The 12,478-nt window shown below is 51.6% G+C and carries 14 protein-coding genes; 5 read left to right on the forward strand and 9 right to left on the reverse strand.

All coding sequences use genetic code 11. From position 1 onward, the window contains the following. The first annotated feature begins 327 nt into the window (after window positions 1-327). Together uacT and FEK42_RS12590 are read left to right on the forward strand one after the other, a co-directional pair. Entirely contained in the window at window positions 328-1,776 is a 1,449-nt protein-coding gene (gene uacT / locus FEK42_RS12585) for a urate/proton symporter UacT (protein WP_130207816.1), read from the forward strand. A 1-nt stretch (window position 1,777) separates the two neighbouring features. Next, window positions 1,778-1,903, forward strand: a complete 126-nt coding sequence (locus FEK42_RS12590) for a hypothetical protein (RefSeq protein WP_130207818.1) — start codon at window positions 1,778-1,780, stop codon at window positions 1,901-1,903. Between the two features lie 14 nt (window positions 1,904-1,917). Here FEK42_RS12590 and FEK42_RS12595 read toward each other — a convergent pair whose 3' ends face one another. Further along, the gene (locus FEK42_RS12595; RefSeq protein WP_123057966.1) at window positions 1,918-1,971 is read right to left on the reverse strand and encodes a hypothetical protein; all 54 of its coding nucleotides are present in this window, start codon (window positions 1,969-1,971) and stop codon (window positions 1,918-1,920) included. A 54-nt stretch (window positions 1,972-2,025) separates the two neighbouring features. Here FEK42_RS12595 and idi point away from each other — a divergent pair, with 54 nt between their 5' ends. Further along, entirely contained in the window at window positions 2,026-2,574 is a 549-nt protein-coding gene (gene idi, locus FEK42_RS12600; protein ID WP_135405583.1) for an isopentenyl-diphosphate Delta-isomerase, read from the forward strand. Between the two features lie 43 nt (window positions 2,575-2,617). Here the strand turns inward: idi and lysS are convergent, their stop codons facing one another. From lysS to xerD, 5 genes are all read right to left on the reverse strand, one after another. Beyond that, window positions 2,618-4,135, reverse strand: a complete 1,518-nt coding sequence (gene lysS / locus FEK42_RS12605) for a lysine--tRNA ligase (protein ID WP_021529652.1) — start codon at window positions 4,133-4,135, stop codon at window positions 2,618-2,620. Between the two features lie 9 nt (window positions 4,136-4,144). Beyond that, a protein-coding gene (prfB, locus tag FEK42_RS12610; RefSeq protein ID WP_096179399.1) for a peptide chain release factor 2 occupies window positions 4,145-5,243 on the reverse strand; the annotation gives its coding sequence in 2 pieces (ribosomal slippage) (window positions 4,145-5,167 and window positions 5,169-5,243; 1,098 coding nt in all). 91 nt (window positions 5,244-5,334) lie between these two features. After that, window positions 5,335-7,068: a single-stranded-DNA-specific exonuclease RecJ gene (gene recJ / locus FEK42_RS12615; RefSeq protein WP_135490301.1), complete on the reverse strand. Its 1,734-nt coding sequence runs from the start codon at window positions 7,066-7,068 to the stop codon at window positions 5,335-5,337. 5 nt (window positions 7,069-7,073) lie between these two features. Next, window positions 7,074-7,784, reverse strand: coding sequence for a bifunctional protein-disulfide isomerase/oxidoreductase DsbC (gene dsbC / locus FEK42_RS12620; RefSeq protein ID WP_135492960.1), 711 nt, complete (start codon window positions 7,782-7,784; stop codon window positions 7,074-7,076). A gap of 24 nt (window positions 7,785-7,808) precedes the next feature. Continuing rightward, on the reverse strand, window positions 7,809-8,705 hold the full coding sequence (gene xerD, locus FEK42_RS12625; RefSeq protein WP_064529792.1) for a site-specific tyrosine recombinase XerD: 897 nt from the start codon (window positions 8,703-8,705) through the stop codon (window positions 7,809-7,811). A gap of 111 nt (window positions 8,706-8,816) precedes the next feature. Here xerD and fldB point away from each other — a divergent pair, with 111 nt between their 5' ends. Continuing rightward, window positions 8,817-9,338 (forward strand): flavodoxin FldB, encoded by a 522-nt coding sequence (fldB, locus tag FEK42_RS12630; protein WP_130207828.1) that lies wholly within the window; start codon window positions 8,817-8,819, stop codon window positions 9,336-9,338. Window positions 9,339-9,377: 39 nt separating this feature from the next. Here the strand turns inward: fldB and FEK42_RS12635 are convergent, their stop codons facing one another. Next, the gene (locus tag FEK42_RS12635; RefSeq protein WP_000244781.1) at window positions 9,378-9,785 is read right to left on the reverse strand and encodes a protein YgfX; all 408 of its coding nucleotides are present in this window, start codon (window positions 9,783-9,785) and stop codon (window positions 9,378-9,380) included. Further along, the gene (gene sdhE, locus FEK42_RS12640; protein WP_000354046.1) at window positions 9,766-10,032 is read right to left on the reverse strand and encodes an FAD assembly factor SdhE; all 267 of its coding nucleotides are present in this window, start codon (window positions 10,030-10,032) and stop codon (window positions 9,766-9,768) included. Before sdhE ends, FEK42_RS12635 begins: the two co-directional genes overlap by 20 nt. Before the next feature lie 251 nt (window positions 10,033-10,283). Between sdhE and ygfZ the strand changes: the two genes are divergently transcribed. After that, on the forward strand, window positions 10,284-11,264 hold the full coding sequence (ygfZ, locus tag FEK42_RS12645; protein ID WP_130207830.1) for a tRNA-modifying protein YgfZ: 981 nt from the start codon (window positions 10,284-10,286) through the stop codon (window positions 11,262-11,264). 433 nt (window positions 11,265-11,697) lie between these two features. Here the strand turns inward: ygfZ and FEK42_RS12650 are convergent, their stop codons facing one another. Then, window positions 11,698-12,357, reverse strand: coding sequence for a hemolysin III family protein (locus FEK42_RS12650; protein WP_135492961.1), 660 nt, complete (start codon window positions 12,355-12,357; stop codon window positions 11,698-11,700). Window positions 12,358-12,478 lie beyond the last annotated feature (121 nt).

A 12,478-nucleotide genomic window follows, 5' to 3' on the forward strand; every position in this document is an offset into this window, starting at 1 on the left:
AAATTATCGCCCCTCAATCTGTGCCGTTTTCAATATTTAAACATCGCCGTTCAAAAAAATGCCATCCGGATAAAAAGTATTAAATACGAGAGTGCGACATGCCAGAATGATTAATGAAATATCAATATGAGAAAATTAAAGATAATTTCATTGTCTATTTTTATTCTCATTTTCTCGGTTTAACCCCGATTATGTGATTGCCCCCGCATTTCCATCTTGTAACGTCCCCTCCTTGTGAAAACTGGCATCCCACGAGCATGTCATTAAAGAGTTTTAGTGAACGTAAACGGTTGCTTTTTACTCTGGCGAGCGAAAGGAGAAAGACTGATGAGCGCCATAGATTCTCAAATTCCCTCATCTTCAGGGCAAGACCGCCCAACGGATGAGGTGGACCGCATATTATCACCAGGAAAGCTGATCATACTCGGTCTGCAACACGTCCTTGTTATGTACGCAGGCGCAGTCGCCGTCCCACTGATGATTGGTGACAGACTCGGACTCTCGAAAGAAGCTATCGCAATGCTGATTAGCTCCGATCTCTTTTGCTGCGGTATCGTCACATTATTGCAATGTATCGGCATTGGTCGCTTTATGGGAATTCGCCTGCCGGTGATTATGTCGGTGACCTTTGCGGCTGTAACACCAATGATTGCCATTGGGATGAACCCGGATATCGGTCTGCTGGGGATTTTTGGCGCGACCATTGCGGCCGGTTTTATCACCACGCTATTAGCACCACTTATTGGTCGCTTAATGCCTTTATTCCCACCGTTAGTTACCGGTGTGGTTATTACCTCTATCGGCCTGAGTATTATTCAGGTAGGCATTGACTGGGCTGCTGGCGGTAAAGGAAATCCACAATATGGCAATCCGGTTTATTTAACCATTTCCTTCGCCGTCTTAATTTTCATCTTGCTTATCACCCGTTACGCCAAAGGATTTATGTCCAATGTCGCCGTATTACTGGGGATTGTATTTGGCTTCTTGTTGTCGTGGATGATGAATGAAGTGAATCTGTCTGGGCTGAATGATGCTTCGTGGTTCGCCATTGTCACGCCAATGTCGTTTGGTACGCCAGTTTTCGATCCGGTTTCCATTCTGACCATGACCGCAGTGTTAATCATCGTATTTATTGAGTCGATGGGGATGTTCCTGGCCTTGGGGGAAATTGTCGGTAGAAAACTTTCTTCACAAGACATTATTCGCGGGCTACGCGTAGATGGCATAGGGACAATGATTGGCGGCACGTTTAACAGCTTCCCGCATACTTCCTTTTCGCAAAACGTTGGCCTGGTCAGCGTGACGCGCGTTCACAGTCGCTGGGTGTGTATCTCTTCCGGGATTATATTAATCATGTTCGGGATGGTACCCAAAATGGCGGTGCTGGTGGCTTCCATTCCGCAATTTGTACTAGGCGGTGCAGGATTAGTAATGTTCGGTATGGTGCTGGCGACGGGGATCCGCATTCTGTCGCGCTGTAACTACACCACCAACCGCTACAACCTTTATATCGTGGCTATTAGCCTTGGCGTGGGTATGACCCCGACGCTTTCTCATGATTTCTTTTCTAAGTTACCGGCTGTACTGCAACCGTTGTTACATAGCGGCATTATGTTGGCGACTATCAGTGCGGTGGTGCTGAACGTCTTTTTCAATGGTTATCAGCATCATGCCGATCTGGTGAAGGAATCTGTTTCTGATAAAGATTTAAAAGTCAGAACAGTGCGTATGTGGCTTTTGATGCGCAAGCTAAAGAAAAATGAGCATGGTGAATGATATGAACCTATTAATACGCACTATATTCAGTCTGTTATTACTCTTAATGATCTCCATTCCTGTCATTTCTGACTGCGTGGCAATGGCTATTGAAAGTCGCTTCAACTATATGATGCTGCTTTTTTAAATGACCTTTCTCTGTCAGCATCCGCTCAAAACGGGCGGATGCCGATAAACACTCACTTGGTTAATCATTTGACTCTTCAGTTATCTATAATGACGAGTGATTAGAATTACATGTGAGAAATTATGCAAACGGAACACGTCATTTTACTGAATGCACAGGGAGTCCCCTCGGGTACGCTGGAAAAATATGCCGCACACACGGCAGACACCCCCTTACATCTCGCGTTCTCCTGCTGGCTATTTAATGCTAAGGGACAACTGCTGGTTACCCGCCGCGCACTTAGCAAAAAAGCGTGGCCAGGCGTGTGGACTAACTCGGTGTGCGGTCATCCACAACTGGGCGAAAGCAATGAAGAGGCGGTAATCCGCCGTTGCCGCTATGAACTGGGCGTGGAAATAACGTCACCCGAATCGGTTTATCCAGACTTCCACTATCGCGCCACTGACCCGAATGGCATTGTCGAAAATGAAATGTGTCCAGTCTTTGCCGCACGAATTACCAGCGCGTTACAGCCCAACGGTGATGAAGTGATGGATTATCAATGGTGTGATTTATCAGATGTTTTGCGCGCTATTGATGCTACGCCGTGGGCGTTTAGTCCGTGGATGGTGATGCAGGCAGCCAATAGCAAAGCCAGAAATGTATTATCTGTTTTCGCAAAGAGAGAATAAAAAACCCCGACAAATGCCGGGGTTAAGTGCATACGCGTAACGCTTATTTTACCGGACGCATTGCCGGGAACAGAATAACGTCGCGGATGGTATGGCTGTTGGTGAACAGCATTACCATACGGTCGATACCAATACCCAGACCAGCTGTCGGCGGCAAACCATGTTCCAGTGCGGTGACGTAATCTTCGTCGTAGAACATTGCTTCGTCGTCGCCTGCATCTTTCGCTGCAACCTGATCCAGGAAGCGCTGCGCCTGATCTTCGGCATCGTTCAGCTCGCTAAAGCCGTTACCGATTTCACGACCGCCAATGAAGAACTCAAAGCGGTCAGTGATTTCCGGGTTAACGTCGTTACGACGCGCCAGCGGGGAAACTTCTGCCGGATATTCAGTAATGAAGGTCGGCTGAATCAGATGTGCTTCTGCCACTTCTTCGAAGATCTCGGTAACGATACGGCCCAGACCCCAGCTCTTCTCAACGTGGATGCCGATAGATTCAGCAATCGCTTTCGCAGAGTCGAAGTTGTCCAGATCTGCCATGTCGGTTTCCGGGCGATATTTCTTGATCGCTTCACGCATGGTCAGTTTTTCGAACGGTTTACCGAAGTCCAGCGTTACGTCGCCGTAGGTCACTTCCGTCTTACCGAGAATATTCTGTGCCAGAGTACGGAACAGCGATTCAGTCAGTTCAATCAGATCTTTGTAATCCGCGTAAGCCATATAGAGTTCCATCATGGTGAACTCTGGGTTATGACGCACGGAAATACCTTCGTTACGGAAGTTACGGTTGATTTCGAACACACGTTCAAAGCCGCCAACCACCAGACGCTTGAGGTACAGTTCCGGCGCAATACGCAGGTACATGTCGAGATCCAGCGCGTTGTGATGGGTGATGAACGGACGCGCAGCCGCACCGCCAGGGATCACCTGCATCATCGGAGTTTCAACTTCCATAAAGCCGCGGTTCACCATGAACTGGCGAATACCAGAGAGGATCTGCGAGCGCACTTTAAAGGTGTTGCGGGATTCATCGTTAGAGATGAGATCCAGATAACGCTGACGATAGCGCGCTTCCTGATCCTGCAAGCCGTGGAATTTGTCCGGCAGCGGACGCAGTGCTTTGGTCAGCAGACGCAGCTCGGTGCAGTGGATAGACAGTTCGCCGGTTTTGGTTTTGAACAGTTTACCTTTCGCGCCGAGGATGTCGCCGAGGTCCCATTTTTTGAACTGCTCGTTGTAAACACCTTCCGGCAGATCGTCACGGGCAACGTACAGCTGAATGCGGCCACCCACATCCTGCAGGGTAACGAAAGACGCTTTACCCATAATACGGCGGGTCATCATGCGGCCAGCAACGGCAACTTCGATGTTCAGCGCTTCCAGTTCTTCGTTCTCTTTACCGTCGAATTCTGCGTGCAATTGGTCAGAGGTATGATCGCGACGGAAATCGTTCGGGAAGGCAATCCCCTGCTCGCGCAGGTTCGCCAGCTTCTCACGACGCGTTTTCAGTTCATTGTTAAGATCGACTACCGCGTCAGCGCCCTGTGCGTGTTGTTCAGACATGTTGGTTCCTCATAACCCTGCTTTCAAACTTGCTTCGATAAATTGATCCAGGCTGCCGTCCAGCACGGCCTGCGTGTTGCGGGTTTCTACCCCGGTACGCAGATCTTTAATGCGGGAGTCATCAAGGACATAAGAACGAATCTGGCTGCCCCAGCCGATGTCGGACTTGGTGTCTTCCATCGCCTGTTTCTCGGCATTCTTCTTCTGCATCTCCAGTTCATAAAGCTTCGCTTTCATCTGCTTCATGGCCTGGTCTTTGTTCTTGTGCTGGGAACGGTCGTTCTGGCACTGGGTCACGATCCCGGTTGGGATGTGAGTAATACGCACCGCAGATTCGGTACGGTTAACGTGCTGACCACCCGCGCCGGACGCGCGATAAACGTCAATGCGCAGATCCGCCGGATTGATTTCGATATCAATATCATCATCAACTTCCGGGTAAACAAACGCGGAGCTGAACGACGTGTGGCGACGACCGCCGGAGTCAAACGGACTCTTACGCACCAGGCGGTGAACACCTGTTTCTGTACGCAGCCAGCCGTAAGCGTAATCGCCGGAGATTTTGATCGTCACGGATTTAATACCCGCCACTTCACCTTCCGACTCTTCGATGATTTCAGTTTTGAAACCACGCGATTCTGCCCAGCGCAAATACATACGCTCAAGCATGCTCGCCCAGTCCTGTGCTTCCGTACCGCCAGACCCCGCCTGAATATCGAGGTAGCAGTCGGCGCTGTCATATTCACCAGAGAACATACGGCGGAACTCAAGCTGCGCCAGTTTTTCTTCCAGGGCGTCGAGTTCAGCAACGGCTTCGTTAAAGGTTTCTTCGTCGTCAGCTTCTACAGCCAGTTCCAGCAGACCAGAAACATCTTCCAGCCCCTGTTTCATTTGGTCGAGGGTGTCGACAACGGCTTCGAGGGAGGAACGCTCTTTACCCAGCGCCTGTGCGCGTTCGGGTTCGTTCCAGACATCCGGCTGTTCCAGCTCGGCGTTTACTTCTTCCAGACGCTCTTTCTTGGCGTCATAGTCAAAGATACCCCCTAAGAACGTCGGAGCGTTCCGTGAGGTCCTGAATGCGATTATTTACCGGATTAATTTCAAACATGGTCTGATTTCTTTTATTGAGCTAGTCAAAATGCGGTGATAAGAGCGGGATTGTACCGGATCCCGGCTCAATTTTATACATACTAAATTCGTCAGACAGGCCAGATATTGTCGATGATAATTTGCAGGCTGCGGTTGCCGCGAAACTCGTTGATATCCAGTTTATAGGCTAGTTGCACTTCACGCACACCGTTATCCGGCCAGAGGGCCGTATCAACGTTAAACGCAATACCATCCAGCAACGGGCCACCACCGACCGGTTCGACCATCACTTTCAGATGACGCTCGCCTACCAACCGCTGTTGCAGCAGGCGGAAATGGCCATCAAACAGTGGTTCCGGGAACATCTGCCCCCACGGGCCAGCATCACGTAGCAGCTGCGCCACTTCCATGGTCATCTCTTCAGCGCTTAACGGGCCGTCGGAGACGACTTCACCCTGTAATAATGCGGGGTCCAGCCACTCGGTAACCAGTTCGCCAAAGCGTTGCTGAAAAAGTTCGAATTTATCCTCTTCCAGCGACAGGCCTGCCGCCATCGCATGGCCGCCAAACTTGAGCATCATGCCCGGATAGAGCGTGTCTAAGCGCTCCAGCGCATCGCGCATATGCAGCCCCTGAATGGAGCGTCCAGAACCTTTTAACGTACCGTCTCCCGCTGGCGCAAACGCAATAACCGGACGGTGAAAACGCTCTTTAATACGCGAAGCCAGAATACCGACAACCCCCTGATGCCATTCAGGATGATACATTGCCAGCCCGCCGGGCAGCGTGTCGCGACTGCGCTCCAATTTCTCGCACAGAGTTAGCGCCTCAACCTGCATTCCCTGTTCAATCTCTTTGCGCGTCTGGTTTAGGGCGTCGAGTTCATTTGCCAGCACACGCGCTTCGCCGATGTTGTCGCACAGTAACAGCGCCACTCCGACGGACATATCATCCAGTCGCCCGGCAGCATTGAGACGTGGCCCCAGCGCAAAACCTAAATCGCTGGCGGCGAGTTTTTGCGGATCGCGGTTTGCCACTTCCAGCAGCGCTTTAATCCCTGGGCGGCACTTCCCGGCGCGGATTCGGCTCATGCCCTGCCAGGTCAGGATACGGTTATTCGCATCCAGCGGCACCACGTCCGCCACCGTCCCAAGCGCCACCAGATCCAGCAACTCCGCCAGATTAGGGATTGCAATGCCACGGTCATCAAACCAGCCCTGATCGCGCAAAAAGGTGCGCAGCGCCAGCATCAGATAAAATGCGACGCCTACGCCTGCCAGTGACTTCGATGGAAAGTCACAGTCACGCAAGTTAGGGTTAATAATGGCTTCCGCCGCGGGTAACGTATCGCCCGGCAAATGGTGATCGGTAACAATAACCGGAATGCCCAGCGTGCGAGCGTGTTCAACGCCCGCGTGAGAGGAAATGCCGTTATCCACCGTCACAATCAACTGCGCGCCACGGGCATGCGCCTGCTCAACCACTTCCGGGCTTAAGCCGTAACCGTCTTCAAAACGGTTCGGCACCAGGAAGTCGATGTTGGCGCAGCCAAGCGAACGCATCGCCAGCACGCTAAGGGCGGTACTGGTCGCGCCGTCGGCGTCGAAATCTCCGACCACAATTATCCGCGTTCCTTCGCGAAAAGCGTTGTAAAGGATCTCAACGGCCTTTTCGACGCCGCTCAGTTGCTGCCAGGGCAGCATCCCTTTAACACCGCGTTCCAGTTCCTGCGCGCTACGCACGCCCCGGCTGGCGTATAAACGACGCAGCAAGGGCGGCAGATCAGCAGGCAGGTCTGCCGTTTCATCGATTTCACGGCGACGAAGTTTTATCTGTTGTTTCACGCGAATTATTTACCGCTGGTCATTTTTTGGTGTTCGTCGAGGAATTCTTTCATGTCTTTCGGCGGCTGGTAGCCTGGCACCAGAGTACCGTTGCTCAGCACAATCGCCGGAGTACCGCTGACGCCAAGCTGGACGCCAAGCGCGTAATGGTTGGCAATATCCACGTCGCAACTGGCTGGCGCGACGCTTTTACCCGCCATCACATCATCAAACGCTTTGTTTTTATCTTTCGCACACCAGATGGCTTTCATTTGTTGCTCAGCCTGGCTCTCCACCCCCTGGCGCGGGAAAGCGAGATAACGCACGGTGATCCCCAGCGCGTTGTAGTCTGCCATCTGCTCATGCAGCTTGTGGCAGTAGCCACAAGTAATATCGGTGAACACGGTGATGACGTGTTTTTCCTGCGGCGCTTTATAAACAATCATATCTTTTTCAAGCGCGTTCAGTTGCTTTAACAGCATCTTATTGGTGACATTGACCGGAGCCGTGCCGCTAACGTCATACATTGGCCCCTGAATGATATGTTTACCATCATCGGTGATGTACAACACACCGCTGTTAGTCAGAACTGTCTTCATGCCAGCCACGGGCGCGGGCTGAATATCGCTGCTTTTGATGCCCATTTTGGCTAACGTTTGTTGAATTGCCGCGTCATCCGCCTGAACAAAGCCTGAAAACGCCGCCAACAAAGTAAATAACATAAAACCTTTCTTCATAAATCTTCCCGTTCTTTTCAGACATCACGCCCGTGGGTGATGCTGTTGATGAAGTTGCCGCAGACGCTCGGTAGCGACATGCGTATAAATTTGCGTGGTGGAGAGATCGCTATGGCCCAACAACATCTGCACCACGCGTAAGTCCGCACCATGATTTAACAAATGAGTGGCAAAGGCATGACGCAACACATGCGGTGACAGCTTTTCGCTATCGATACCCGCCAGCACGGCATAATGTTTAATGCGGTGCCAAAAGGTCTGGCGCGTCATCTGCTGCGCGCGCTGGCTGGGAAACAGCACATCAATCGACACACCGTTCAATAGCCATGGCCGCCCGTGTTCCAGATAGTTTTCCAGCCAGTAGACCGCCTCTTCACCTAATGGCACCAGGCGTTCTTTGTTGCCTTTACCAATGACCCGTACCACGCCCTGGCGCAGGCTGATATCACTCATTGTCAGCCCGACCAGTTCCGAGACACGCAGCCCGGTAGCATACAACACTTCAAGCATGGCTTTGTCGCGAAGCTCCAGAGGCTGATCGACTAAAGGTGCCTGTAATAATCTTTCAACCTGCGCTTCGCTTAAATCTTTCGGCAAACGCTGGGGCAATTTCGGCGAAGCCAGATGCGCACTGGGATCGTCTTCACGAAACTTTTCGCGATAAAGATACTGGAACAATCGGCGCACCGCACTCAGCAAACGTGCTGAACTGGTGGCTTTATACCCGCCCTCCAGCCGTTCTGCCAGTAATGCCTGCAAATCGTCACTTTGTGCCGTTGCCAGCGTCAGCCCACGATGATGCAACCACTCCACCATCATTGACAGATCGCGACGGTATGCGTTCAACGTATTTTCGGCGAGATTTTTTTCCAGCCACAGGGCATCCAGAAACTGCTCGATGCGTGCCAGATCTTGTTTCACTTGCGCCCCTTATCGTTACTCGTTTGATCCATTATGCCTTATTGTGCCGTGACTAAAGCGATTCTGATACACTAGCCGCAAAAGCCACAGCAGAATCGAGAAGCTTACGTTATGAATATGGGTCTTTTTTACGGTTCCAGCACCTGTTACACCGAAATGGCGGCGGAAAAAATCCGCGATATTATCGGCCCAGAACTGGTGACCTTACATAACCTCAAGGACGACTCCCCGAAATTAATGGAGCAGTACGATGTGCTCATTCTGGGTATCCCGACCTGGGATTTTGGCGAAATCCAGGAAGACTGGGAAGCCGTCTGGGATCAGCTCGACGACCTGAACCTCGAAGGTAAAATTGTTGCGTTATATGGGCTTGGCGATCAGCTGGGATACGGCGAGTGGTTCCTTGATGCGCTCGGCATGCTGCATGACAAACTCTCGACCAAAGGCGTGAAGTTCGTCGGCTACTGGCCAACGGAAGGATATGAGTTTACCAGCCCGAAACCGGTGATTGCTGACGGACAGCTGTTCGTGGGTCTGGCGCTGGATGAAACTAACCAGTATGACCTTAGCGACGAGCGTATTCAGAGCTGGTGTGAGCAAATCCTTAACGAAATGGCAGAGTATTACGCCTGATGTGACTGACGGCTTTGCGCATTAGCGTTGCCGTCATGTTTACCTTTGCGTCTCTTGTTGCAACAAAATTCGCCGTAAATCCCGCCATTCGGCTTCGTCCATGCTGTCTGCTGCCAGCCATAAATGTTGCCGTTTACCGCTGTCAGAACGTAAACGCAGCATCATGCCGCTTTTAATCATCCACGGCGCTTTGACGATGCTCCACTCCTGTCCTTGCCAACGCAAACGCCCGTCCATCAACAGGCGAATCTCCCCCTGACGAGCATTAATGCGCCGCTGGCTGCGAACGCAATCAAACACCACCAGCGAAAGCAACACCATCCATAACGGGGTGTAACTGAGCGGCCAGGGCATGAGTAAAATAACAGCGGCAACCAGCCCATGAATCAGCAAGGAAAGCCACTGTGCGCGCCAGGAGACGCGCAAATCAGATTGCCACAGGACCACGTTCCCGGTTCCGTGTCTGGATAAGTCGGACCATCATTTCCAGTTCTGCATCGGCCGGTTTACCGTGATTCATCAGCCAGTTGAACAGGTCCGGGTCGTCGCATTCCAGCAGACGAATAAAGATGCGTTTTTCGTCATCACTTAAACTGTCGTACTCATGTTCGAAAAACGGCATGATTGAAATATCGAGTTCGCGCATACCACGGCGGCATGCCCAATGAATGCGGGCTTTGTTGTTAATGTCCATCTTCTTCCTGTCTCACGAAAATCCAGTACCAGGCTATTGTAACGTGTTTTTCGACTTCTTTTGCGGGAATATCGGTAAACACAATCGCGATCGCGAAATTAATCCGCAACAATTCAATGGCTTCATTTTTTTGGATGTCGCCTCGCAAAGCATATCAGAAGGCACAGATCGCGTAGTGAAAGCACTTGCATTGCCTCATAGCTCTTTTACCATTAGTCATTAATACGCCGTTTGTTACACAGGACTCCATTATGGCTTTTACACCTTTTCCTCCCCGTCAGCCTACGGCTTCTGCCCGTTTACCACTGACGCTGATGACGCTTGATGACTGGGCGCTTGCCACCATTACTGGCGCGGACAGCGAAAAATATATGCAGGGTCAGGTGACAGCAGACGTCAGCCAGATGTCAGAAGACCAGCATTTGCTCGCCGCGCATTGCGACGCCAAAGGTAAAATGTGGAGCAATTTGCGTCTGTTCCGCGACGGCGATGGCTTTGCGTGGATTGAACGCCGCAGCGTGCGTGATTCGCAGCTGACTGAACTGAAAAAATATGCGGTGTTTTCTAAAGTGACCATCGTGCCGGACGATGAACGTGTGCTGCTCGGTGTTGCCGGTTTTCAGGCACGCGCCGCGCTGGAAAATCTCTTCAGCGAAATGCCTTCGAAGGAAAAACAGGTAGTTAGAGAAGGTGCGACCACACTGCTATGGTTTGAACATCCGGCAGAACGTTTTCTGATCGTAACCGATGAAGCTACCGCTAATACTTTGACCGATAAACTGCGCGGTGAAGCGGAACTGAACAATAGCCAACAGTGGCTGGCATTAAACATTGAAGCGGGTTTCCCTGTTATTGACGCTGCTAACAGTGGGCAGTTTATCCCGCAGGCGACTAACCTTCAGGCGCTGGGCGGTATCAGCTTTAAGAAAGGCTGCTATACCGGGCAAGAGATGGTGGCACGAGCTAAGTTCCGCGGAGCCAACAAACGCGCGCTCTGGTTGCTGGCGGGTAGCGCCAGCCGTTTGCCGGCAGCTGGTGAAGACTTAGAGCTGAAAATGGGCGAAAACTGGCGTCGTACCGGTACGGTGCTGGCTGCGGTAAAACTGGAAGATGGTCAGGTAGTGGTTCAGGTCGTCATGAATAACGATATGGAACCGGACAGCATCTTCCGCGTTCGTGATGATGCGAATACATTGCGTATCGAGCCGCTGCCGTATTCGCTGGAAGAGTAAATCGCTGTATCGCTTCGGGCATCTATTGCCTGATGCGACGCTGGCGCGTCTTATCAGGCATGGGATTTGGTGCCTTTTTCACAAATGGGAAGCGGCCCGTAGGCCGGATAAGGCGTTCACACCACATCCGGCAGTTGCGCTCCGATGCCTGATGCGACGCTGGCGCGTCTTATCAGGCCTGGGATTTGGTGCCTTTTTCACAAGTGGGAAGCGGCCCGTAGGCCGGATAAGGCGTTCACGCCGCATCCGGCAGTTGCGCTCCGATGCCTGATGCGACGCTGGTGCGTCTTATCAGGCCTTCAACTTGGTGCCTTTTTCACAAATGGAAAGCGGCCCGTAGGCCGGATAAGGCGTTCACGCCGCATCCGGCAGTTGTACTCCGATGCCTGATGCGGCGCTGGCGTGTCTTTTCATGCCGACAAAGACACAGCCATTACGGCTGTCCAATATACAAATAGATCGCCAGGAAATGGCACACACTGCCGCCGAGCACAAAGCCGTGCCAGATGGCGTGGTTGTAGGGGATGCGTTTGCAGACGTAGAAAATCACCCCAAGCGAGTAAACCACACCGCCTACTGCCAGTAAGGTAACGCTGCCCGCCGCGAGTTTAACTGCCATTTCATAAATCACCACCAGTGACAGCCAACCCATCGCCAGATAAGTCACCAGAGATAAAATTTTGAATCGGTGCGCGATGGTCAGTTTGAACAGAATCCCCAGCAATGCCAGGCTCCAGATAACAATCATCAACCCGCGCGCTAACGGAGAATCCAGCCCCACCAGCAAAAACGGCGTGTAGGTTCCGGCAATCAACAGGTAAATGGCGCAATGGTCAAATTTCTTCAGCCACATTTTTGCCCGTTGATGGGGAATGGCGTGATAAAGCGTCGAAGCGAGAAACAGCAGGATCATACTGCCGCCATAAAGGCTGTAACTGGTTATCGCCGTGGCGCTGGCATTAAGATTCACCGCCTGAACCAGTAGCAATACCAACCCGACGATACCAAACACCAGCCCAATACCGTGACTGATGCTGTTGGCAATTTCCTCTGCCAGCGAATATCCCTGCTTAATGAGAGGCTTCTGAACCATAACTTACTCCGGAGAAACGTACACGCACGTGAACACTTCTCCAGCGTAACTGAGAATAGTTCCAGTGAACACCTGTTAGCTAAAATAAATTCTGATTTGAGAGTAATCTCCGAAAAATCAT

This window comes from Escherichia sp. E2748 (genome assembly GCF_005781125.1).
Classification (GTDB): Bacteria; Pseudomonadota; Gammaproteobacteria; order Enterobacterales; family Enterobacteriaceae; genus Escherichia.